Genomic DNA, 24,662 nt, shown 5'->3' with positions numbered 1-24,662 from the left:
TATGGGTAAGACGCTTTTGAAGAATGTGAAGATGGTAAATGAAAATGCCATCATGGAAGGTGATTTATTATTGGAAGGTCAGTTCATCCTAAAAATAAGCGGAGATATTAGCGAGCCAAATGCCAAGGTAATTGACTTGAAGGGCAAGTATCTATTTCCTGGAATTATTGATGATCAGGTACATTTTAGGGAACCAGGACTGACACATAAGGGAAATATAGCTACGGAAAGTAGGGCTGCAATAGCTGGAGGGATTACCTCCTTTATGGAACAGCCAAACACCAATCCACAGACAACTACCATTGAAGAGCTCGAAAAGAAATTTGCTATAGCGGCCAATTCCGCCTATGCCAACTATTCTTTTTTATTTGGAGGAACAAATGATAATTTAGAGGAACTCAAAAGGCTTGATAAAAATGCCTGTTCGGGTGTAAAGTTGTTTCTGGGATCATCTACTGGGAATATGTTGGTAGATAACGAATTGGTCTTAGAGAAAATATTTAGAAACACCGAAATGGTCATCTCTGCTCATTGTGAGGATGAGGGAACCATAAGAGCTAATTTAGCTAGATACAAGGAGGAATATGGGGATGATATCCCCATGAAGTATCATCCGGTGATTAGAAGTGCAGAGGCCTGTTACCTCTCATCTTCCAAGGCCATTAAGTTGGCCAAAGAAACTGGTGCAAGATTACACGTTTTTCATTTATCCACTGGGATTGAAATATCACTTTTCCGTAATGATATACCGTTAGAACAAAAGAAAATTACAGCAGAAGTTTGTATTCATCATCTTTGGTTTAATGATAAAGATTATGATAAAAAAGGATCCTTTATCAAATGGAATCCCGCTGTAAAAACAGAAGGGGATAGGACACAATTATGGGAAGCTCTTTTGGATGACAGAATAGATGTGATAGCAACAGATCATGCGCCGCATACCATGGAGGAAAAAGATAATGTTTATGCCAATGCCCCATCTGGCGGGCCTTTGGTACAACACGCCCTTCCTGCTATGTTAGAAAATTATCATAGGGGAATAATTTCTTTGGAAAAAATGGTAGAAAAGATGTGTCACAATCCAGCAAAATTGTTCCAATTGAAAAAAAGAGGCTTCCTAAGAGAAGGATATTTTGCTGATCTGGTGGTGGTTGATCTTCATGATCCATGGAAGGTGAAGAAAGAAAATATTGTTTATAAATGTGGTTGGTCACCATTTGAAGGGGAAACCTTCAGCTCTAAAATAACCCATACTTTTGTTAATGGCCATTTGGCCTATGAGCAAGGCAATTTTTCAGAGTTAAAAAATGCACAACGATTAACCTTTGATAGGTAGTGATGAAGAAAGCGGTATTATATATTTTTTGTGTGTGCCTTATCTCTTGTGGAGAAAAGGTCGTCCAGGAACCAGAGCAATTGATCTCTAAGGAAAAAATGGCTGATATACTTTATGATCTTGCTATTCTCACAGCGGCAAAGAATACAAGTACGGCTATTTTGGTTAAAAATAAGATAGAGACCATGGAGTATCTTTACACCAAATACAGTGTAGATAGCATTCAATTTGTAGAGAACAATCTATACTATGCTTCTATGCCAGCAGATTATGTGGCCATTTATGCTGAAGTAGATTCCCGACTGGAATCTGTCCAGAAAAAAATGGAAGAAGTTCAAAAGATAAAGGCAGATAGTATAAGGAAGGCAAATGATAAAGCGAAAGACCTACAAAATAAACCTACTTCAGATGTAATGCCTAAGGAACAGGATGCTCTTCGTTAAAGATTTTGGTAGAGAACAGAATGGTCTCCTCCAAGGATGCAAAGGTATAATCCAGACGCTCCACCAACTTGGTATTAGAATAAAACTCCCTGTTTTTTAGGGAGTATACAGAAGCGCTTGTTACCTGTCTTTTCCTATTTGCAATGAGGCACCAAAACCAATCTAATCGCCAAAGGATTTCCAATGTCCAAAAGGGAATTTGTTTATTTGGAGGATCTTTTTTTATGGCATGGGTTAGTTTTTGTAAGATTTCTTGATAGCTTAAATTTTTTGAGATGACAATGAAGCGTTCGTTTTGTGTGTCCGATTTCATCAAATTTGTCATAATGTTAACTACATCAGAAACAGCTATAAAACCAGATCCGCCCGGAGGAAAGTATTTTGGCGCTTTACTCGCTCTTTGGAACAACGTCCCGCTTCCTGACTTCCAAAAACCAGGCCCTAGGATTATTCCGGGATTGATGATCACTACAGGAACATTTTCTTGAGAACCTCTCCATACTTCTAATTCGGCAGCTGTTTTAGTTATGGAATATACACTTGCATGTGGCTGGTACCAGTCGTTTTCTTCCGTAGCCTCATGATTATCGATGCTTTTTCCAATTGCAGCGATAGAACTGACATAGCATAATTTTTCAATATTATTTGAAATGCAAAGGTTAACGATATTTGCGGTTCCTTCTACATTTACCTTGTGCAACTGTTCATAATCATTGGGATCAAAGGAGATTAATGCTGCGCAATGGTACACCTGGGAAACCCCTTCAAAAGCTTTTTCTAGATCGGGAATAGTATTAATATCTGCGACTACCCATTCAATTTTATCGAAGAACTTCGAGGATGGGCTATCGTAATATGAAAATATTTTTTCTACTCTAGAAAGATCGCTTTCCACTCGGTGGATTGCTCTTACCTTAACCCCTTGTTCCAATAATTTGAGCAATAAATGGGAACCTACCAAGCCCGTTCCTCCTGTAACTAACACCATAATCCAAATTTAGGCAATAATCCACAAAGCTTTTAATTTCTTACTTCAATAATAAGTGTGCTGGTAGCAGTACAGATAGAGGGTTACATTTTTAGTTGTTCTCTATTTTTTGAACCTAATACCTATTAAAAGAAGTTGATACCCTTTATATTTGCAGCTATTGTTAAAAAAATAAGAGACAAGCATGGCTTTAAATTTTATAGAGGAAATAAAATGGAGGGGAATGTTGCATGATGTAATGCCCGGAACTGAGGAACATTTGTTAAGTGGCATGCAGTCTGCCTATGTGGGCATTGATCCCACGGCCGATTCCTTGCACATTGGACATCTTGTAGGGGTGATGCTTTTACGACATTTTCAATTGGCAGGGCATAAGCCCTTTGCTCTGGTTGGTGGTGCCACAGGAATGATTGGGGATCCTTCGGGAAAGTCAGTGGAAAGAAATCTCTTAGATGAGGCTACATTACGTCATAACCAAAATGCGTTGAAAGAACAATTATCTCGTTTTTTGGATTTTAAGAGTAATGAGGACAATGCTGCCATCCTAGTAAATAATTATGATTGGATGAAAGACTTTTCTTTCTTGGATTTCATTAGGGATGTTGGGAAGCATATCACTGTGAACTATATGATGGCGAAAGACTCTGTTAAAAAACGACTTTCAGCTGAAGCCAAAGAAGGGATGTCCTTTACGGAGTTTACCTACCAATTGGTACAAGGATATGATTTCTTGCATCTATATCAAAAACACAACTGTACCTTACAGATGGGGGGAAGCGATCAATGGGGTAATATTACCACAGGTACGGAACTTATTCGCAGGATTGCAGGGGGTAAGGGATATGCCTTGACCTGTCCTTTGATCACCAAGGCCGATGGAACTAAATTCGGAAAGACCGAAGGAGGTAATATTTGGTTGGATGCTAATAGGACATCTCCCTACAAGTTTTATCAATATTGGTTGAACACCTCTGATGAGGATGCAGAGAAGTACATAAAGATATTTACCTTTTTGACCAAAGTGGAAATTGAAGTTCTGGCAACTGAACACAAGGAGGCACCGCATTTAAGGGTGCTTCAAAAAAGGTTGGCAGAAGAGATTACGTTAATGGTCCATTCCCAAGATGATTTAGACAATGCCATCAAGGCCAGTGAGATTTTATTTGGTAAATCTACTTCTGCAGATCTTAAAGGATTGAATGAGAAGACATTTTTGGATGTATTTGAAGGTGTTCCCCAGGCAGAAGTAACCTTAAAGGATATAGAGGAAGGCTTGGATATGATAGGGGCACTCGCTGACAAAACAGGATTTTTAGGATCTAATGGGGAGGCAAGGCGTGAATTGAAGCAAAACTCTATTTCGGTAAACAAAGAAAAGGTAAAAGAAGATTATACTATAACCACTGCAGATTTGATCAATGGAAAGTACGTGCTTTTGCAGCGTGGGAAGAAAAATTATTTTGTGCTCGTGGTCAACTAGAAGCAATAATTTACTTTAAAAAAAACCGGTATTGATTATTGTTCAATACCGGTTTTTTGATTCTTATTAGTTAAGAAAGGAAATCCCTTGACGAACACAAATTTCCATGACTTTGTTTACATCTGGTGGTCAATAGTTAGTTAATGGTTGGGAATTGGCACATTATTATAGCACCATTAGATTACATCCCCTGATATCGGAATTATCAAAGCGGCCTAAAATTTCAAAACCCCCATCTGCATATGCCTTCCCTAAATCTTGGGTGGCAATAAATGCACAAGAGTGTATGTTAGCAAGATCAATGACATTAACCCCTCCTGTTTTTCCCGGAGAAAGATAGGCCATGGGATCTTCAGGATCTCTAATAAGTATTTTCATCCAAGGGGGGGTATTAAATATTCCTTCTCCTTTTGAATATCCTTGGGACAAAAGCTCTGTCATGCCATATTCAGAATGTATATGGTCTACCCCGAACCCTTGCTTCAATATACCCTGCAGTTCTTCCCGGATCATTTCCTTTCTCCTACCTTTCATGCCTCCAGTTTCCATTACGATGGTATGCTTTAATTGAAAAGAATATTTTTCAACCATATCCAAGAGCGCAAAAGAAACACCAATAAGTAGAATTTTGATCCCCTTTTTATCCATGTCCTCTATTTTTGACTTGAGTAGATCAATATCATGTAAATAAAAGCCACTCTCGGGATGGTTGCTTTTTTTGATAAGGTCATCTACCATATAAATTAAAGAGGACCCCTTTCGCTCCAAATATGAAGGCAATAGCGCCAACACGCAATAGTTGGTAATGTCACCATAAAAAAGGTCAAAGGCCTTGGTGTAGCTGTCTTCGTAAATTTTAGTGTCTAAAACAAAATGTTTACTAGTAACACTGCCCGTGGTACCACTACTTGTAAAAATAGTTTTTGGAGGTTCAGAAGGGGGGACTATTTTTTTAGATTTAAAAAAATCAATAGGCAGAAAGGGAATGTCTTTTAAATGTTTCACGTTATCCTGACTTTTACTCAAAAGCGAACAAAATTCACGATACACAGAATTGTTTTGATATTGGTAGCCAAAAACTTCTAAGGCTTTTGCCTGAAATTCGTCTGAAGTTTTTATTTCGAAGATACTACGGAATTTCATTTATACTATTGAAAAGACAAAAGTAAGGATACCGTTGTTGTTGTAACATAAAAAAAGCTCCTTTTCTAGGAGCTTCATTGATTAAGTTACATGGGGTTATTTATTTTACGACTAATTTTCTTGTCATTGTTTGGTTATTCTCCGTGATTTGAAGTACATATACTCCAGGGATCAATCGGGCTATGTTTAAAGAGTTTGTAAGTATTCTTTCCTTTAGGACTACGGCCCCAAAGACGTCATAAACTACAATATCCTTAGTGTCGTTTAGTTTGGTTGTTACATAGACTACGTTATCAAAGGCTGGATTTGGATAAAGTTTAAATCCAGTGATTTCCGCATTCTTGGGAGTTTTAATATCAACCATGTCTTGTGCTGAAAGCAAAAAGCTAAAGGTTAATAATATAGTAAGGTAAATTCTTTTCATACATGCCAGTTTGGGATGAGCTTTGTAAATTTAGCTAAAGAGAATAATTTCGGATACTATTTGTTGTGAAATGCCAAAATTTGTAGGTGAAGAGGGTATTTTAACTTTTAGTAGTACAACAAAGTGCAAAAAATCAGATTTATAGCATATTAAAATTAAAATTTAGAAAAAGTTGTCTGTTATTTTACAATCAATTTTCGAGTAGCAACTTTATCTTTTTCAAAAATACGGATCATATATACCCCTGCATCTAAATTGGTAAGGTTCAATTCAGAACCTAAGATCGTAGTTTCTAATAAATTCCCACCGAAAACATCAAAAATCATGATTTTCTTAGGTGCGTTATCCTTGGTTTTAATGAAGACCTTTCCGTTGGTCACTGGATTGGGATAAATACTTAGACCTTCAATTTCACCCGCACTAGTGTTTTGTTGGCTTAAGGCCAGTGTAGTAGTAAAAAAAAGAAGAATTAGGTAGAAGTGCTTCATTTAAGGGATATAATTTAAAGGTACTAATTTTGCCGACTTGCATAAGGTAACTGTAGGGGAAAATTAAAAATAATCGATGAAAAGCAAAAAACGCCCCATATAGGGGCGTTTTTACTTGTTTATATGACAGAAGGGCTTAATTGCTTAAAGTCCACCCTGTGCGCCATGAGTTGTAATCGGTACCTGTTCCGTTGCCATCTCCCGTGATAAATTCTCCTTCTGTAAAAGCAACACCTGTATCATTCTTGAATTTAGTAGTTACATCGTTGAAGGTAATATCGTTCACTTTTAAGAAACCATTAGAAACTTGTGTTCCAGTTGGATTTGCACCAGTATCACCGTCCAAATCAAATGCTTCTCCAAAACCATTGATCACCATATTGTTGAAGATTCCTTGTGTTCCAGCTCTTAATCTTACCGCTTCGTAACTACCAGCACTAACAGAAGTCCCATCTTGGATAGTATTTGCTGATCCTTTTCCATTAATAGTGATGTTATTAACTGTTGGCGAAGACCAAGTTAAAGGATTTGAGTTATTACCTATATCGGTATTATATCCATCTGCCTCTATGGCTTTGTCCCATGCTACACCATTGTGTTCTATGTATACATTACTCATGGTACCAGACCATCCCTCTGTCCAATCCAAAGAATCATCTTGAGCATTAATTATAGAAACGAAATCAAGATTCACCGTACCACCAAAAAATTCAAATCCGTCATCTTTACCTTCATACATTTGTACATATTCTACAACAGTTCCGTTTCCTACTCCGTAAAATGAGAAACCGTTATTTTCAGATTGACCGTCCGCAGAACCACCTGAATATTGTACCCTAACATATCTTAAAGATCCAGAATTATCAGCTATATCCGTTCCTCCGTAAGGTAAACCTGCAATTTCGGAGGTAGATGTGGCAGTTCCAGAAACAGAGTTCACTGGTGCCTTACCTAATAAGATAAGTCCACCCCAATCACCTGCCTTCGGATTTTCAGATGCCGAAGTAAAAACTATAGGTGCATTTTGAGTGCCGTTTGCGATTATTTGTGCGCCTTGGGCAATGGCCAAATAGACATCAGATCCATTAGCGGATGCTCTAATGGTCATCCCAGCTGGAATGGTAAGTGTAGTTCCAGATTCCATGATGACTGGTCCGTTTAGCACGTATGTATTTGCATTATCCAAAGACAAGTCGCTTGTATAACTACCACTCAACAAGATAGTCTCAGTATTTGTAGGACCTTGGCCTCCGGAGTTGTTGATAGTAGTGTTGATGATGATATCAGAAGTATCATCTTCCGCACAAGACATGAATAAGGCGGAAAGAACTGTAATACTTAAAAATAATTTAGTTTTCATTTTGTTCAATTTTAATTTTTATTTTAATCAGTGTGTTATGGTTTAAAAGGAATATTTTACAGAAAGCCCCAAATCTACTCCACGCTTAAAGTCTTGGAGAATAATTCGCTCACCATTAACAATTTCTCTATTAATTTCGAAAGTGGGATCTAAAATATTTTTGGCATTTAAGGTTACTTCTAAATGTTCCCCGAAGCTATTTTTCCAAACAAGATCCAATGTGGGGATGCCTTTTTCAATGATATTACCCAATTGTCCAGAGCCCAAGGCGAAAATTCGATCGGAAAAATAATTACCCACCAAGTTAATTACTGGGCTATAATTCCCAAATGTGGGACTCCAATTAAAATCAGCATTGGCAATCAAGGGAGAAGACCCTTGTAATTCATCGCTTTGCCTATTAAAGGTGGTGCTATAAGAGCCGCTGATTTCACTGTAGAGGTCCTGTTTAGTATGGATATAGGAAACATTTAATCCAAAGGTTAGCTCTGGTTGTTCCTCATCATCCATTAGGATATTTTTACGCAATTCTAGCTCCGCTCCAAAAACATCTGCTTTTTTACCTGTTCTAAAATAACGTTGTGTTCCAGTTGCATCATTTGCGACTACCAAGTTGATAGGGTCTTGTATTTGTTTGGCAAAAGCACCTATGGAAAGGATTTCATTCCTACTAAAAAACCATTCGTATTTAAGATCTAGGTTTAAAATGTTTGAATAGGAAACATCTTTTACATTATTGTAATTGATAGTAGCAATATCTTGTCTTCCTAATACATCTGGATTTCCACCAATTCTTTGTGTAACACCTTCATAAACAAAAGGCGCCATTTCTTTGAATTCAGGAAAAGAAACAGTTTGACTTCCAGACAATCTGATGTTCTGGTCCTCATTTACAGTATACTTTATATTTAGGTTAGGTAAATAAATAGATTCGGTAACCTCGTTAGAACCAGGATTTAAGTCGGGTCTAAGGTTAATTACGTCATAAGCTATATTCTGGTTGATGGATTCAACACGGATTCCTGGTATAAATAACCATTTGTCATTTAAATTGAATTCAGCAGAAACGTATCCAGCAGAAACATCCAATTTACCAGTATAGGTGTTTTCTAATTCTCCTGGTGCACTTGTTTGAGATAATCCCGTATTTACAGGATCTAAAGGTCTAAAAACATGTGTTTGATAACCCTCACCTTCATTTCCTTGGCCAAGTACAAAGTTGTCCAAGTTAAAAATGGAGTTCAGGTTATTAACATCTGTAATATTAAAATTATTACTAATGTTTTTGTAACCGTAACGTTGGTTGTCAAAAGACCTTTCCTTTGTTCTTCCATTATATCCAACATTTAATTTGGTTGCTGGCGTAATCTGGTAGGAAAGATTTATTCTGCTATTGAGTTCTTCATCCTCAATATTTTGGAAATACCGCTGATTGTTAAAGTTATTTTGTTGTCCAAAATCAGGAGAAGTATTAGGATCATTGTCGAACAATAGGTCGTAATTATTCAAAGTTATCCTTTTACGATCTGGCTCATAGGCAAATACTCTGTTGTAGCCTACACCATAATCCAAATAAATGTTATCAAAGGTGTGTTCTCCTGTAAGCTGATTTACAAGTATTAAATCTTGGTTAAATTGTGAGTTCAATTGAAAGTATCCCTTATCTGAGTTTAGGTCTTGACTAAATCCTAGTCCGTTAGTACCATAGTAACCTACTTCATCACTAGAACTATTTACGGCAAGGGAGTTGAATTTTAGTTTATTATCATTGTCAATCTTAAAAATAACATTGGCAAGAGCTGTAGAAGTGGTAGATTGAATATAGCGCTCTACAGTAGGGAACAGAACGTCCAAGTTGGTGCCGTAATTCGCTTGGCTTCCTTCCAAATACCTATACTTGGAGTCAAAGGAAACATTTCCAAAAAAGCTAAGTAATGATTCTGAGTCTTCACCGAACACCCGATACGATTTACCAAAAGATAAAGCGATACCCGTATTAACTGGGGCTATTTTGTTATTCTGAACAGGATCTACACCATGTGAAAGAATAACGGCAAAAGGATTGTGATCATATCGGTTATAAAATCCGAAATAACCTGTTCCTTCATTTTTTACAAAATCTTGTCCCGCAGCCCTAGAATTTACACCTGTACTTACAGAGGCGTCGAAAAAACCTGTCCCTGTGTATTCTTTGGAGGAAATATCTACATTTCCAGCAGAAAAATCCCCATAAAACTTACTTGTATAGGCTTTACTTACTCCTACGCTTTCAATAATATCAGAAGAGAAAAGGTTGAGATCAATATTTTTATTATTAATATTATTGGAAGGCAAGGATAACCCATTCATAGTAGTGCTTAAGTATCTATCTCCCAAACCGCGCACATAAACGTTGTTGCTCCCTTCTTGTTTCGAGATTCCAGAAATTTGCGCAACAGCACCTGCAGCATCAGAAACTCCTTTTCTTGCCAACTCTTGGGCTCCAATGGACGTTTTTATTTCAACCGCTTTCTTTTGATCCAGCAACAATGCTGTCTCTGAATCTTTTTTGGCTGAAACGGTAACGACAACCTCGTCCAAGGTCATTCCTTCACTGGCTCCCATTGGTACATTTACCGTGGTTACTTTCCCTACAACTACCTCTACGTTAGGTATTTCTACGGTTTCGTATCCTAAATAGCTAAAAGATAAAGTATAGGTGCCTGGTTGCAATCTGGCCAATTCATATAGACCATCAAAATCTGAGGTGGTCCCTTTAGTGGTTCCTTTTATTAAAACGTTTGCAAAGGGCAAAGGTTCGTTGTTTAATTCTTTGTCTGTCAAGGTTCCTACAATACTCCCTGTAGTTTCTTGTGCACTTATCTGTAGTGCAAAAAGCAAGCAAAAATATAATAGTATTAATTTCATTAATTCATGTTCTTAAGTTGTGGCAAAGAAACCTAGATGTTGTAATATTGGTGTTACCACCACGTTAAAGATTTATATTGTTAGTGTTACATTAAGGTTACCATATTAAATCAATGTTAACTGGAATTCCTTTACAAAGATTATCTTTACTTTTGAGCGTATAACCAATTTCAACACCGATGAAAAAAAATGACATTAGGATTCTGTTAGTGGACGATGAGCCTGATATTCTGGAGATTGTCAGTTATAATCTTTCGGCCGAAGGATATGAGGTTTATACTGCCAAAAATGGGATTGAGGCTATAAGTAAGGCAAAGAAAAAGAATCCACATCTTATTATCATGGATGTAATGATGCCAGAAATGGATGGGATAGAAGCATGTGGTATCATTCGCGAAACTCCAGGTCTTGAGAATGTCATTATTACATTTCTTACTGCGAGGGGGGAAGATTATTCCCAAGTGGCCGGTTTTGAGGCAGGGGCAGATGACTATATTACCAAGCCAATTAAACCCAAAGTGTTGGTGAGCAAAATAAAAGCCTTACTCAGACGATTAAAAGATGAGGAAGACACAGTTGATGATATTACTAAAGTAGGTAACATTGTAATCAACAGGGAAGAATATAAAATTGTAAATAATGGGGAGGAGATTATTTTGCCTAGAAAGGAATTTGAACTTTTAGCTCTCTTAACCTCTAAACCTAACAAAGTCTTTAAAAGGGAGGTAATCTTAGACCGGGTATGGGGCAACGAAGTTGTGGTTGGAGGCCGCACCATTGATGTACATATAAGAAAACTGCGCGAAAAAATAGGGGACGATCATTTTAAAACTGTTAAAGGAGTGGGGTATAAGTTTGTATTGTAATGGCCATAAAGCTTAAAAAATCGTACAAATTTGCCTTTAGGTCGGCCCTAATAGTTGCTTTTTTGCTGGCAGTCTTAATGGAAGCCTACATGATGGCAAAGGAATCCCAGGATTGGCTATTTTTGTTCATTTTTGTAATGTCTACCTTTTTTATTTCTTTTTTTGTTATACAGTTAAGGGTAGAAAAATTTATCTACAAGAGGGTGAAAAAAATCTACGATGACGTTTCTTTGTTGGAATCATCTTCCCTTACTTCCAGAACTATCACTACAGATATGGGCACCCTTACCCAAGAAATAGAAAAATTTGCGAAGGATAAAAAAGTGGAAATAGATACTTTAAAAATAAGAGAAGAATACCGTAAGGACTTTCTGGGCAATGTGTCTCACGAATTAAAGACGCCATTGTTTACAGTTCAAGGATACATATTAACGTTATTAGATGGGGCCGTTAATGACAAAAATGTCAGAAAAAAATATTTACAAAGGGCAAATAAAGGGGTAGAACGCCTTATTTACATTGTTAAGGATTTGGATTTGATCACCAAATTAGAGGTGGGTGACCTACATTTAGAATTGGAAGATTTTGATATTGTTGAGGTTATTCAAGGAGTGTTTGATCTTTTGGAGATGAAGGCCGAAAAGAAAAATATAACGCTAACATTTGATATAGAGGACCAAGGCTCTGTTTATGTGCATGCAGACAGGGAAAAAATACAGCAAGTAGTGACCAACCTCATCGTAAATTCCATTAAGTACGGTCATGAGAACGGTACCACGGAGGTAAGTGTAGAAAACCTTATAAAAAATAAGGTGATTGTAAGGGTAACAGATAATGGGGAGGGAATTGCTAAACAACACATTCCAAGACTCTTTGAGCGGTTTTATCGTGTGGATAAGAGCGGAAGCCGCAGTGAGGGAGGCTCTGGACTTGGTTTAGCCATAGTAAAGCACATTATAGAGGCACACAATGAAAAAATTTATGTAGAAAGTGTTTTGGATGTAGGTTCAGAATTTTCATTTACGCTGGAAAAGGCTAAAAGAAAAGAGGAATAATACGCTTGTTGGGTTCGTCCCTAATTCAAGGTCGAGGGGCAATTCATATTCGTTTTAACGTTTTCATATTTACAAAAGAACACAATCTAAAACATTGTAAGATTTCCTTAGCTTTGCCAAATCATTAAATTTTAGTTCCGTGGGAAGTAAAAACAAGCTAAAGCGATTTAAGGAGAATGAATCATTTAATAATGTGATTCAACCCAGTAGAGAAGAAATAGAGAACGGTACGTTTGAACTGAAGGGCAAGTGGGCCTCGTTTTTTGAAAACGACAATCCCATTATCTTGGAATTGGGCTGTGGTAAGGGCGAATATACCCTCGGTTTAGCAAAACTAGATCCTGAAAAGAACTTTATTGGAGTAGATATTAAAGGGGCACGTTTTTGGAGAGGCGCCAAGACCGCCGTGCAGGAAGAGTTAAACAATGTGGCATTCATAAGGACGCAAATTGAGTTGATCGATCAGATTTTTGATGAAAATGAGATCTCTGAAATTTGGATCACTTTCCCCGATCCACAAATCAAATACAAACGCACTAAACATCGACTGACTAATCAGAAGTTTTTAGAAAAATATAAATCCATCCTTAAAGAGGATGGGGTGGTAAACCTTAAGACTGATAGCGAGTTTATGCACGGATATACCCTTGGCCTTTTACATGGCTTGGGATTGGAGGTGGTTTATGCCAACCACGATGTGTATAAAAACGAAGGAAGCCCAAAAGAAGTTTTGGAAATACAGACTTTTTATGAAAAACAGTATCTTGGCAAGGGAAAACCAATCACCTATACCAAGTTTAGGGTTTCATAACCTATGACACATTTAATAATTCTTTTTTTTGCCACCTTTTCTGCGGCTTTTATGGCAACAGTTCCACCAGGACTGCTTAATATGAATGCAGCCAAGACCAGTGTTGAAAAGGGTAAGCTAAATGGAATCATCTTTAGCCTTGGAGTCTCATCCATGATTATGGTGCAGGCTTATATTTCGGTCTACGTATCCAAATTTCTTCATAACAATCCATCGGTAATTAATATTTTGCTTCAAATAGCCCTGTTGGTATTCGCGTTTTTTGCTATTTACTTTTATGTGGCTGGAAAAAGGAATAAGAAAAACATGGTCAAGGTTGTTAATGTCAGTAAAAAGAATAGTTTTTTCAAGGGCGTTTTACTGGCTGCCCTAAATTTGTTGACTATCCCCTATTACAGTGGAGTCAATGCCATGTGGAACGCTTCAGGGTGGATCAAGTTCCAAGCGCAAGACATTATAATCTTCATTATAGCCGCAGGATCAGGAACCTTTGCAGTCTTGTACTTATACACTGTTTATTTTTATAAGTTAGACGCTAACTCAAGTGGATTTTCGAAGAATTCCAATTATATTTTGAGTGCCCTGATGATCGTACTATTGATAATAACGGTTATCCGATTTTTCTACAATTGATATGGTCACAGAGAACCAAAATTTTTTTCAAAAAGTCTACGAAGTGGCACGATTAATTCCGTTCGGGAGAGTGACTTCCTATGGGGCTATAGCCAAATATCTGGGCGCTGCCAGGAGTGCTCGTATGGTAGGGTGGGCCATGAATGCATCGCACACTATGGAAGACATTCCGGCACATAGAGTGGTCAATAGAAAAGGATTGTTGACGGGTAAACACCATTTTGATGGCACTAATCTAATGCAACAATTATTGGAGAATGAAGGAATTCAGGTACAGGAGCATCAAATAATAGATTTTGAAAAGCTCTTTTGGGATCCAACAAGAGAGCTTGGTGAATACTATCAGTAGATAAATTTTGGAGGTCTTGAGACTTATTTTTTGCTATAAAAAATCTTTATCGCTCTATGTTACTTTTAAGTTAATGCCCTTTTCTAATCTCATACCTATACCGTATCTTTGTAATTTAGAATCAATTTAATTAATGCTGTAAAGCAAATCGTTATAATGAAATTAAATAAGAAAGATATTCTTGCCGCACTTGAACATATTACTGTACCAGGAGAAGGGAAGAACATGGTGGAAAGTGGTGCGGTAACCAATGTCATGGTATTTGGAGATGAGGTAGAGGTAGATATAACCATTAGCAATCCAACCTTACAGGCACGGAAGAAAACAGAGGTAGAAATTCTTAAGATTATTCATGCTAAGGTCTATGAAAAGGCCAAGATCAAAATAAACATTAAGGTAGATGCTCCTTCAAAGCCTAAAGTAAATGAGATAAAAGGGAAGGCTATACCGGGTATACAAAATATTATTGCTGTTGCTTCAGGCAAGGGTGGGGTTGGAAAATCTACTGTCACAGCTAATTTGGCAGTAACCTTAGCCAAGATGGGCTTTAAGGTAGGTCTGTTGGATGCTGATATTTATGGGCCTTCGGCTCCCATCATGTTCGATGTCGTCAACGAGAAACCCATGGCTGTAACTATTGATGGAAAATCTAAGATGAAACCCGTGGAGAGTTATGGGGTAAAGATACTATCTATTGGATTTTTCACCCAGCCCAATCAAGCTGTGATTTGGAGGGGGCCTATGGCCGCAAAAGCACTGAACCAAATGATTTTTGATGCCCATTGGGGAGAACTAGATTTTATGTTGTTAGATCTTCCTCCAGGAACAGGAGACATACATTTGAGTATTATGCAATCCCTTCCTGTAACTGGAGCGGTTGTAGTAAGCACTCCCCAGGAGGTTGCTCTGGCGGATGCCCGCAAAGGGGTTGCCATGTTTCAACAAGAAGCCATTAACGTACCCGTTTTGGGAATTGTTGAAAATATGGCCTACTTTACTCCGGAAGAGTTACCAAATAACAAGTATTATATCTTTGGTAAAGAGGGTGCCAAACATTTAGCTGAAGATTTAAACGTGCCATTTTTGGGAGAAATTCCCTTGGTACAAAGCATTCGTGAGGCTGGAGATATAGGAAGGCCTGCAGCATTGCAAACAGCAACCCCTACAGAAGAAGCTTTTGAGAAATTGACAAGGAATGTTGTTCAGGAAGTGGTAAGTAGAAACAAGAGTATACCACCTACAGAAGCAATCAAAATAACTACAATGGCAGGTTGCTCGGCCGTTAAAAAGAAATAACTATGACATCAGAAGAACTTAAAATCAACGTGGAGAAAGCCTTGGAAGAGATACGTCCTTTTTTACAAAGTGATGGAGGAGATATCTCCCTAATCTCTATAGATAACGACACTTCTGTAAAAGTAAAATTGGAAGGCGCCTGTGTTGGATGCACTGTGAACCAAATGACCCTAAAAAGCGGGGTAGAAATGACCATAAAAAAGTACGCACCACAAATTGAGGAAGTAGTGAATGTGGTTTAATAAATGATCCACGAGCCCTTTCTTAGTTTTAGGTTTTTAAGAATTCGATTACATGATTAAAACAGACATATTAATAATTGGCGCGGGACCTACGGGTCTTTTTGCCGTTTTTGAAGCAGGATTACTTCAGTTAAAATGCCACTTGATAGATGCCTTACCACAGGCAGGAGGACAATGTTCTGAAATTTATCCTAAAAAGCCCATTTACGATATTCCTGGATTTCCAGAGGTTTTGGCAGGGGATTTGGTTTCCAATCTTATGGAGCAGATCAAACCCTTTCAGCCAGGATTTACCTTAGGGGAACGGGCACAAACCATTGAAAAGCAACCTGATGGTTCTTTTATTGTGACCACGAACAAGGGGACAAAACATCAAGCTCCCATAGTGGCCATTGCAGGTGGCTTGGGAAGTTTTGAACCAAGAAAACCCTTATTGGATAACCTCTCTAAATATGAGGATAAAGGGGTAGCTTACATGATCAAAGATCCAGAGGTATACCGAAATAGGAAAGTGGTCATAGCCGGAGGTGGTGATTCTGCCTTAGACTGGAGTATTTTCCTTACCGATGTGGCATCTGAGGTCACCTTGGTACATCGTAGAAATGAGTTCAGGGGAGCCTTGGATTCCGTAGAAAAAGTAAGGCATCTTAAGAATCAGGGAAAAATCAATCTGATAACGCCTGGGGAAATTATTGGTTTAAAGGGAGAAGATTCCTTGGAAGCTGTGGTCATCCAAAAAACAGGGGGTCAAGAGGTTGTTTTGAAGGTGGATGATTATATCCCTTTGTTTGGACTTTCTCCAAAATTGGGACCCATTGGTGATTGGGGCTTGGAAATAGAAAAGAATGCCATTAAGGTTGATAATACGCTGGACTATCAAACAAATATTCCTGGTATCTATGCCATTGGAGATGTAAATACCTATCCAGGCAAACTAAAGCTCATCCTTTGCGGATTCCATGAGGCTACTTTAATGTGTCAAAGTGCTTATCAACGCATATTTCCAGAGAAACGATATGTCATGAAATACACCACTGTCGGTGGTGTTACAGGCTTTGACGGTTCTAAAAAAGAAGCTGAAAAATCTGTCGTTAAATCTATCGATTAATATCACAAAATTTTCAAAGTTGTGAAAAGAATAGATAACACTATCAGATCGGGAAAGAAACCAATTAAATTTGTGAAGAAATCCAATTGTTGATTTAATACCCCATGAGCGATATTAAAATAAAAATTACGGACAGGGAAGGTGTACTTCATGAAGTGAATGCCCCGACGGATATGAACATGAACCTTATGGAAATTGTGAGGTCCTATGAATTAGCCCCTGAAGGCACTATAGGGATATGTGGTGGAATGGCCATGTGTGCCTCATGCCAGTGTTATGTGAATTCTGGTCATGTCCTTCCTGAAATGTCGGATGATGAAGATGCTATGTTGGCCGAGGCTTTTTATGTAAAAGACAACAGTCGTTTGGGTTGTCAGATCCATATGACCGAAGCCTTAAATGGCTTGGAAGTGGAACTAGCTCCTGAGAGTTAATTTAGGCACTCAAAATATTAAACAAGAAAAGACCTGCTTCCTTTAAAGCAGGTCTTTTCTTGTTTATATCCTTGCCTGATAGGTAAAGAGATTGAAGTAACGCCCTTCAGAGGCTATTAATTCATCGTGAGTCCCTTGTTCTGCAATGCGACCATTTTCAATCACTAAAATCTGATTTGCCTTCCTTATGGTACTTAGTCTATGTGCAATAACGAAGGTAGTACGTCCTTCGGTCAAGGCCGCTAGACTTTTTTGTATCAATGCTTCACTTTCTGTATCCAAACTAGAGGTAGCTTCATCTAAGATCAATATCCTTGGGTTGGCTAAGATAGCCCTAGCAATAGCGATGCGTTGGCGTTGGCCTCCCGAAAGTTTTACACCACGTTCCCCTATCAAGGTATCCAATCCATTGTCAAAGCGGTCGGTAAATTCATTAACATAGGCCGAGTTAACAGCGGCTAGCAATTCCTCTATAGAAGCATTGGGTCTTGGGAATAGGATGTTCTCTCTTATGGTCCCCTCAAATAAAAATTCATCTTGTAGAACCACCCCTAAGTGTTTTCTATAGCTTCCCAAGTGGGCGGTAGCCAAATCTATCCCATCAACTGTAATAGTACCCGATTGTGGATTTAAAAAAGAGGCTGCCAAACCAGCAATGGTAGATTTCCCGCTGCCCGAACTTCCTACAAGGGCAAGTACTGTTCCTGATTTGACCTCGAAATTTATATTGTGTAGAACCTCTTTGTCTTCTTCATAGGCAAACGAGACATCATTAAAAACAATATCGCCCTTTACATTCTCTAAAATAGTGGTCCTATCCTCCTCGCTCATTTCTTCAGTCATGTTCATTAATTCCTCGGTACGGTCAAGTCCAGCAAGTGCTTCAGTTAATTGGCTCCCAATATTGCTCATCTGAACAATGGGGGCCACCATCAATCCCAATAGGAACGTAAAGGCCAAGAATTCCCCAATGGTGAGTTCATCCATCATGATTTTATAACCACCAATTCCTATGATACCCGTTGTAGCCAATCCCAATAAAAAAGTAGACGAACTGGTCATAAAAGCAGTAGCCGTGAGGCTCTTTTTTACATTCTGGAAAAGGCGCTCCACTCCTTCCTCAAAGACTTTGTGTTCTTGGGCCTCAGCATTAAAGCCTTTAATGACCCTTATACCACCTAATGTTTCCGTTAGCCTTCCAGTTACTTCGGCATTAATTTTTCCGCGGTTTCTAAAAATAGGACGTATTATCTTAAATGCTTTTAAGGCTATAAGCGCAAAGATGGCCAATGGTACCAAGGTGAAAATGGTCATGGACGGACTGATTCGGATCAAAAGCACCAAGGATACTACTGCGGTTATACTACCGCCTACTAATTGTACTAAACCTGTACCTATAAGGTTACGTACCCCTTCCACATCACTCATGATACGGGAAACCAAGGCTCCTGATTTGGCATTGTCGAAAAATCGAATAGGGAGTGACAATACTTTTCGCTGTACTTGTGCCCTTAATTCGGAAATGAGATACTGTGCTTGTACACTTAATATTTTGGTGAGTAAAAAAGAGGTCACGGCCTGCACTAAAAAGGAAAACCCAACGGCAAGAACCAGGATCTTTAAAAGCTCCATGTTTTTGTTGGGAATAATATCGTCCATTAGATATGTCAGGGACATGGGTGCCACAAAACTTGCAGCGTTACTGATCACAATGAGCAAAAGGCCAACAAATACGATATTGCGTCTAGGCCAGATTATTGTTTTAAAGGCGGTAAGGATATTAACTTTTTTATCGGACATTTTATGGAATGAAAATTTGTTAGGGATAGTCGTAATTTGAGCCTGCAATTTACCTAAAATTAAGGGAACATAGAGGGAAGAGACTCTAGATAGGAAATTTTTAAGTTTAAATTAGTATTTCAATGGCAAGTCGATTATTTTCATGCCATGAACTAAAAATTCATATCCATCTAAATTTGGGAGGATTCCTTTTTTGAAGAAATTGCAATAATTAAATTAAACTACCTATGAAACTAATATATGTCTGTTTTTTAATGGCCCTAGTAGCCTGTAAATCTAATTCGCCACAAACAGAAGAGGAACGCTGGCAGGCCTTTGCGGACAATACCACCATTATTCGTGATGATTTCGGAGTGCCTCATATTTATGGCAAAACCGATGCCGATGCTGTTTTTGGCCTTTTGTACGCCCAATGTGAGGACGATTTTAATAGGGTGGAACAGAATTATATATGGGCCACAGGTCGTTTAGCTGAAGTTGAAGGAGAAGGAGCTATTTACAGCGATCTACGTGCAAAACTTTTTATGACCGAGGCTGAGGCAAAAGCCAACTATGAAATGAGCCCGGATTGGTTGAAAAAGCTTTGCGATGCCTTTGCTGATGGTGTGAATTACTATCTGTATACCCATCCAGAGGTAAAACCGAGGTTGTTGACTCACTTTGAACCTTGGATGCCCATGTATTTTAGTGAGGGGTCTATTGGTGGGGATATTGAACAGATTTCTACAGAAAAGATCCAGGCCTTTTATGAAGGGGATATGTCCGTACCGGAGTTCAGCGAACTTGAGGCTGAGAAAAAGAAGGCCGAATTAGAGCCCCAAGGTTCTAATGGGATTGCTATCTCAGGCAAATTAACTCAGTCTGGTAATGCTATGTTGCTAATCAATCCACATACCTCCTTTTTTTTCAGGGGAGAAGTACATGTGGTTAGTGAAGAAGGACTCAATGCTTATGGAGCGGTGACTTGGGGCCAGTTTTTTGTTTATCAGGGATTCAATGAAAAAACGGGATGGATGCATACGTCCACCTATACCGATATCATGGACGAGTTTAAGGAAAGCATTGCAGAATTGGACGGTAAATTATTGTATCAGTATGGGGAGGAGATGCGTCCTGTAGAGAGCTCTACGATAGTTTTGAAATATAAGGATGGGGGTATTTTAAAAGAAAAATCTTTTCCGGCCTATCACACCCACCACGGCCCAATTACCCATAAAGCAGAAAACCAATGGGTGGCTTCTGCCATGATGTGGGACCCGGTCAAAGCCTTGGAGCAGTCTTATGTTCGCACCAAAAAGAATGGTTATAAGGGCTTTAGGGAAATGATGGAAATACGTACCAATTCCTCTAACAATACCGTTTACGCCGATGCAGAGGGGAATATTGCCTATTTTCATGGCAATTTTATTCCCAAAAGAGATACTATATTTGATTATTCCAAGCCCGTGGATGGGAGCAATCCTAAAACGGATTGGCAAGGATTGCATACTGTTGATGAAAATATATTAGTGCTAAATCCGGCTAATGGATGGATTCAAAACTGTAATTCAACTCCTTTTACCTCGGCATTAGAGTATAGCCCAAAGAAGAAAGATTATCCCAATTACATGTCTAAGGATCAAGAAAACTTTAGAGGGGTACATGCTATTAAATTGCTCAGTAATAGGAAAGGATACACCTTGGATAGTCTCATAAAATTGGCACATGATCCATACTTACCAGCTTTTGAAAAATTGATTCCTGGTTTGGTTGATGCCTATGACAAAACCAATCCTAAAAATTCAAAATTAAAGAAGCCAATAGAAGTTTTGCGCAAGTGGGATTTTAGGACCTCAAAAGAAGCGGTGGGTATGTCCTTGGCCCATTACTACGGCACCCTTTATGGAAGGATAGGGGACAGTCCTGAAGGGTTGAGTGATATGGAACTGATGGACTACCTAGGTACAAAATCGCCATATACCGAACGCTTGGAAGTATTCCAAGAGGTGGTTGCGCAATTGGAGACCGATTTTGGATCATGGAATACCCCATGGGGTGAAATTAATAGGTACCAGCGCTTAAATGGGGAAGTACTGCAGCCGTTTAACGATACTCTCCCGAGTATTCCAATAGGATTTGCTTCTGGACGATGGGGGGCCTTGGCCGCCTATGGCGCCCGTTATGCCAACAATACTAAAAGGATTTATGGCACTAGGGGGAACAGCTTTGTTGCTGTGGTAGAATTTGGAGACAAAGTGAAAGCAAAAAGCATGCTCGCTGGAGGGCAGAGCGGAGATCCCGAGTCTCCACATTTTAATGATCAGGCTCAGCGCTATGCCGACATGGAATTTAAGGAAGTGCTATTTTATAAAGAGGACGTTTTAAAACAGGCAAAAAAAACCTACCATCCTGGGGAGAAATAAGACTAAAAACAAGTTTTTATGAATTGAACAGCGGAAATACCTAAGGATAAATCCTTTGTGCAAATTGCATGTAAGCCTTGTTGGACGGTTTAAAGACGACGTTAACCACCAGAGAAGGATCCTGAAAAACTTTTTTGGTGATAGTTGTACAATTTACAAACGAAACCTCATTTTTTTTGGTAAACGAGATGGCCAATTAGATAGTCCGTAGTAGGGTGATTCTGAAAATTTGGCATCATTTTTTAAATCGGAATTTGTTGGCTCAAGCAATGGAGCGTTCCAAAGCCCCAAATAAAATCAATGGCGCTTATTCCAATGATTTCTCTATTTGGGAAACAGTCCTTTAAGATTTGTAATGCAGTGACATCCGAAACATCATTAAATGTGGGAACCAAAACACACGTATTCAAGATTAAGAAATTGGCATAGCTCGCAGGAAGTTGAAGGCCATCAAAAATTATTTTTTTTGGCATTGGTAGGGAAATGATGTTCAAGGGTTGCCCATTTTCCAAAACAGCCTGCTTCAACCTTTTTAAATTTTCTTGTAATGGAGCATAATTTTTATCCGTGGTATTATCCTCAACTACAGTAACCACAGTGTCTTCATTCACAAAACGGCATAGATCATCTATGTGTCCGTGGGTGTCATCACCTACAATACCTTCGCAAAGCCAAATGGTATTGGTAATCCCTAAATATTTCTTAAAGACCGCTTCATAGTCACTTTTGGAAAAGCCAGTATTCCTAACCTGTATTTTTGGGTCCATTAAGCATTCTTCGGAGGTGATTAAGGTGCCTTTACCATTTACCTCTAGGGCTCCTCCTTCCAATACTACATTTTTTCCTTGGTAAGTCACTTGGACAAGCCGTATATCTAGGTGAGAAGCTACTTTTTGAGGCACTTTCCTATCCAATGTATAGTTTTGGTATTTGGCCCAACCATTAAAATTAAAATTTAGGGCTTCCCTATTAGGGCCATTTTTTATTATGATTGGACCGGAGTCCCTCATCCAACTCCTATTTGTTTTTTGTATGATAAAAGAGACCATTTCAAGATTAACAGTAGCCATATCTAGCATTTGTTGTACTTTTTCCTTCAGTGAATCATTGGCCACAACGAGAAATACTTTTTCATAGCGTGCTATTTTTTTAATAAACTCAACAAAGGCCCATTGTATAGCTTGATATTTTCCAGGCCAATCATTGCCATTATGTGGAAAACACAATAAGATACCATCTTGTGGCTCCCATTCTGCCGGAAATCTTCTAGTAGACATATTAATTTTCTATTGCTCTTTTAGTTATGTCATGAAATGCATCTATTCTTCGGTCCCTAAAGAAGGGCCAGTTCTGACGAACGTTTTCTTGGTGTGCCAAATCTATGTCTGCCAATAAAATTTCTTCTTTATCAGATGACGCCATGGCTAAAATTTCACCTTGTGGACCGCAAATAAAGGAGTTACCCCAAAATTCAATACCATCTGTGCCAGGCAGGTATTGTTCTAATCCTATTCTATTTGCAGCAGCCACATACACACCATTGGCAACGGCATGTCCTTTCATTACATTCATCCAGGCTCCGTATTGATTCTCCCCGAATTCTTCTTTTTCGGCAGGGTGCCACCCTATTGCTGTGGGGTAAAAAATAACTTCGGCTCCTTTTAGAGCGGTAAGTCGCGCTGCCTCCGGATACCATTGGTCCCAGCATATTAAAGTACCTATTTTTCCTTTGGTAGTTTCTATGGCCTTAAATCCTAGATCCCCAGGGGTAAAATAGAATTTTTCATAAAAATGCGGATCGTCTGGAATGTGCATTTTGCGATAAAGGCCGGCCTGTGAGCCATCTGTATCAATGATATAGGCGCTGTTGTGATAAATGCCTGGCATTCTTTTTTCAAAGAAAGGAATGATTAGTGCAACATTTAGTTCCTTGGCTAGTGCACTAAAAGATGTAAAAGAAATAGCTCCTAAAGGTTCCGCCAACGAGAAATTGTCCACATCTTCACTTTGACAAAAATAATGACTGCTATAAAGTTCTGGAAGTGAGATAACTTCTGCACCTTGTTTAGCCGCTTTTCTTATCCAATGAAGACATTTTTTTCTGTTTTCTTCTGCGGTATTATTCAAATTAAGCTGAACTACCGCAATCTTATAGGTTTTTTTTGCCATGGTAATTGGAATATATTTTTAGAATTTCAAAGATATCAATTTAACCTAAATAACATTTCTCAAAAAAATGGCAATCAAAGAGGGCAAAGGTTACAGTAGCTATGGAGTTGAAGTTGCAAAATAAATAGGGCGGTAGGTAACCTAGTCCTTTACTATGATTAGGCTAGCCTTTGAACCGGTGGACAAATTCCATCTGTTAGAATAAATAAGGTTTCCCTTATCGTCATAAACGTCTACCTGCGCTGTATTTGGACCAGAAGATCCTTGGTTTAAAGCTTCAAAATCTAAACGATTAAAGCCTTTGTTCAAATCAACATTAATACCTTTAAAAGAGGCTGTTAAAAATAAATTAGGTTCTACAATCTCATCATTGGCCATGATTTTAACCCTATCTCCATCCACAAATTCATGGTCCCTACACACAATACCAACAAATTTAGAGGAGGTTTTTACATCTCCTAAATACATATCGCCATAGTGTGCGCCGGAATTTGGGCTTTCTCTTTCTCTGACCTTTGGATCGATCTTCAGGTCATACCCAGCTTGTTTCAGTTCCGTATCCGGCAGCATCTTTACATTTCTAGCCATTAAGGAGTCCTTTAGATTGTAATCTGGTTTTTTGTCTAGAATGGAAGGGAATTTTAAAACGGCACCTTGATTACTTGGTTTAATATCAAAGTTCTTATTGCCATTTTCAATCTTTATAGATTTTATGGTGCCATCTATCTGTCCAAAACTTTGGAGGGTAAAAAGAAAGAAAAAAGTAAGCACTAAACTGAACTTCATAGCAATTATAAAAAACCAATATTGTGGTAAAAATAGCAAATACCCTGCCATGGGTATTTAATTTGCTGTTAAATTCTAACTTAGAAAGCTCGGAATAACCTTAAAACAGCATAAAGTCTTATGGTTAACACCAATTATCAGC

General features: G+C 38.4%; 23 protein-coding genes. 13 read left to right on the top strand and 10 right to left on the bottom strand.

The features are described 5' to 3' along the window. Position 1 precedes the first annotated feature (1 nt). Entirely contained in the window at positions 2–1,336 is a 1,335-nt protein-coding gene (locus tag ABXZ36_RS01040; RefSeq protein WP_354613595.1) for a dihydroorotase, read from the top strand. Positions 1,337–1,338: 2 nt separating this feature from the next. Continuing rightward, the gene (locus tag ABXZ36_RS01035) at positions 1,339–1,779 is read left to right on the top strand and encodes a DUF4296 domain-containing protein (protein ID WP_354613594.1); all 441 of its coding nucleotides are present in this window, start codon (positions 1,339–1,341) and stop codon (positions 1,777–1,779) included. Here the strand turns inward: ABXZ36_RS01035 and ABXZ36_RS01030 are convergent. Then, a complete protein-coding gene (locus ABXZ36_RS01030) occupies positions 1,754–2,767 on the bottom strand; it encodes an NAD-dependent epimerase/dehydratase family protein (RefSeq protein ID WP_354613593.1) in 1,014 nt (337 codons plus the stop codon). The two genes, ABXZ36_RS01035 and ABXZ36_RS01030, sit on opposite strands and share 26 nt — an antisense overlap. Positions 2,768–2,951: 184 nt before the next feature. Between ABXZ36_RS01030 and tyrS the strand changes: the two genes are divergently transcribed. Next, complete coding sequence (tyrS, locus tag ABXZ36_RS01025) at positions 2,952–4,247, top strand: tyrosine--tRNA ligase (protein WP_354613592.1); 1,296 nt, start codon at positions 2,952–2,954, stop codon at positions 4,245–4,247. 165 nt (positions 4,248–4,412) lie between these two features. Here tyrS and ABXZ36_RS01020 read toward each other — a convergent pair whose 3' ends face one another. From ABXZ36_RS01020 to ABXZ36_RS01000, 5 genes are all read right to left on the bottom strand, one after another. Next, positions 4,413–5,390: a LuxE/PaaK family acyltransferase gene (locus tag ABXZ36_RS01020; RefSeq protein WP_354613591.1), complete on the bottom strand. Its 978-nt coding sequence runs from the start codon at positions 5,388–5,390 to the stop codon at positions 4,413–4,415. Between the two features lie 100 nt (positions 5,391–5,490). Then, a complete protein-coding gene (locus tag ABXZ36_RS01015; protein ID WP_354613590.1) occupies positions 5,491–5,814 on the bottom strand; it encodes a T9SS type A sorting domain-containing protein in 324 nt (107 codons plus the stop codon). A gap of 179 nt (positions 5,815–5,993) precedes the next feature. Next, positions 5,994–6,302 (bottom strand): T9SS type A sorting domain-containing protein, encoded by a 309-nt coding sequence (locus ABXZ36_RS01010; protein WP_354613589.1) that lies wholly within the window; start codon positions 6,300–6,302, stop codon positions 5,994–5,996. A 136-nt stretch (positions 6,303–6,438) separates the two neighbouring features. After that, positions 6,439–7,662: a beta-helix domain-containing protein gene (locus ABXZ36_RS01005; protein ID WP_354613588.1), complete on the bottom strand. Its 1,224-nt coding sequence runs from the start codon at positions 7,660–7,662 to the stop codon at positions 6,439–6,441. 42 nt (positions 7,663–7,704) lie between these two features. Further along, on the bottom strand, positions 7,705–10,569 hold the full coding sequence (locus ABXZ36_RS01000) for a TonB-dependent receptor (RefSeq protein WP_354613587.1): 2,865 nt from the start codon (positions 10,567–10,569) through the stop codon (positions 7,705–7,707). A 179-nt stretch (positions 10,570–10,748) separates the two neighbouring features. Between ABXZ36_RS01000 and ABXZ36_RS00995 the strand changes: the two genes are divergently transcribed. The 9 genes from ABXZ36_RS00995 (at position 10,749) to ABXZ36_RS00955 (ending at position 17,363) form a co-directional block, all read left to right on the top strand. Further along, the gene (locus tag ABXZ36_RS00995) at positions 10,749–11,435 is read left to right on the top strand and encodes a response regulator transcription factor (RefSeq protein WP_354613586.1); all 687 of its coding nucleotides are present in this window, start codon (positions 10,749–10,751) and stop codon (positions 11,433–11,435) included. Further along, positions 11,435–12,490, top strand: coding sequence for a sensor histidine kinase (locus ABXZ36_RS00990; RefSeq protein ID WP_354613585.1), 1,056 nt, complete (start codon positions 11,435–11,437; stop codon positions 12,488–12,490). The genes ABXZ36_RS00995 and ABXZ36_RS00990 overlap by 1 nt, the downstream gene beginning before the upstream one ends. 139 nt (positions 12,491–12,629) lie before the next feature. Further along, positions 12,630–13,301, top strand: a complete 672-nt coding sequence (trmB, locus tag ABXZ36_RS00985) for a tRNA (guanosine(46)-N7)-methyltransferase TrmB (RefSeq protein ID WP_354613584.1) — start codon at positions 12,630–12,632, stop codon at positions 13,299–13,301. A 3-nt stretch (positions 13,302–13,304) separates the two neighbouring features. Further along, the gene (locus tag ABXZ36_RS00980; RefSeq protein ID WP_354613583.1) at positions 13,305–13,934 is read left to right on the top strand and encodes a LysE family transporter; all 630 of its coding nucleotides are present in this window, start codon (positions 13,305–13,307) and stop codon (positions 13,932–13,934) included. A gap of 1 nt (position 13,935) precedes the next feature. Next, positions 13,936–14,283, top strand: a complete 348-nt coding sequence (locus tag ABXZ36_RS00975; RefSeq protein WP_354613582.1) for an MGMT family protein — start codon at positions 13,936–13,938, stop codon at positions 14,281–14,283. Between the two features lie 156 nt (positions 14,284–14,439). Then, positions 14,440–15,579: an Mrp/NBP35 family ATP-binding protein gene (locus ABXZ36_RS00970; RefSeq protein ID WP_354613581.1), complete on the top strand. Its 1,140-nt coding sequence runs from the start codon at positions 14,440–14,442 to the stop codon at positions 15,577–15,579. Positions 15,580–15,581: 2 nt separating this feature from the next. Continuing rightward, positions 15,582–15,821: a NifU family protein gene (locus ABXZ36_RS00965; protein WP_354613580.1), complete on the top strand. Its 240-nt coding sequence runs from the start codon at positions 15,582–15,584 to the stop codon at positions 15,819–15,821. Positions 15,822–15,873: 52 nt separating this feature from the next. Further along, positions 15,874–16,929, top strand: coding sequence for an NAD(P)/FAD-dependent oxidoreductase (locus ABXZ36_RS00960; protein ID WP_354613579.1), 1,056 nt, complete (start codon positions 15,874–15,876; stop codon positions 16,927–16,929). A gap of 104 nt (positions 16,930–17,033) precedes the next feature. Next, complete coding sequence (locus ABXZ36_RS00955) at positions 17,034–17,363, top strand: 2Fe-2S iron-sulfur cluster-binding protein (RefSeq protein ID WP_354613578.1); 330 nt, start codon at positions 17,034–17,036, stop codon at positions 17,361–17,363. Positions 17,364–17,426: 63 nt separating this feature from the next. Here the strand turns inward: ABXZ36_RS00955 and ABXZ36_RS00950 are convergent, their stop codons facing one another. Then, positions 17,427–19,163 carry an ABC transporter ATP-binding protein gene (locus ABXZ36_RS00950; RefSeq protein WP_354613577.1) on the bottom strand — a complete coding sequence of 579 codons (1,737 nt, stop codon included), beginning with the start codon at positions 19,161–19,163 and terminating at the stop codon, positions 17,427–17,429. A 227-nt stretch (positions 19,164–19,390) separates the two neighbouring features. Between ABXZ36_RS00950 and ABXZ36_RS00945 the strand changes: the two genes are divergently transcribed. Continuing rightward, positions 19,391–21,565, top strand: a complete 2,175-nt coding sequence (locus tag ABXZ36_RS00945; protein ID WP_354613576.1) for an acylase — start codon at positions 19,391–19,393, stop codon at positions 21,563–21,565. Positions 21,566–21,807: 242 nt separating this feature from the next. Here ABXZ36_RS00945 and ABXZ36_RS00940 read toward each other — a convergent pair whose 3' ends face one another. From ABXZ36_RS00940 to ABXZ36_RS00930, 3 genes are all read right to left on the bottom strand, one after another. After that, complete coding sequence (locus tag ABXZ36_RS00940; protein WP_435601896.1) at positions 21,808–22,842, bottom strand: agmatine deiminase family protein; 1,035 nt, start codon at positions 22,840–22,842, stop codon at positions 21,808–21,810. A gap of 1 nt (position 22,843) precedes the next feature. Further along, positions 22,844–23,734 (bottom strand): carbon-nitrogen hydrolase, encoded by an 891-nt coding sequence (locus ABXZ36_RS00935; protein ID WP_354613575.1) that lies wholly within the window; start codon positions 23,732–23,734, stop codon positions 22,844–22,846. A 141-nt stretch (positions 23,735–23,875) separates the two neighbouring features. After that, positions 23,876–24,571 (bottom strand): hypothetical protein, encoded by a 696-nt coding sequence (locus ABXZ36_RS00930; protein WP_354613574.1) that lies wholly within the window; start codon positions 24,569–24,571, stop codon positions 23,876–23,878. Between the last annotated feature and the right edge of the window lie 91 nt (positions 24,572–24,662).

This window comes from Sediminicola arcticus (assembly GCF_040566695.1).
Classification (GTDB): domain Bacteria; phylum Bacteroidota; class Bacteroidia; order Flavobacteriales; family Flavobacteriaceae; genus Sediminicola; species Sediminicola arcticus.
Note: the sequence above shows the minus strand (reverse complement) of the source record. Positions and strands in the feature narration are given on the sequence as shown.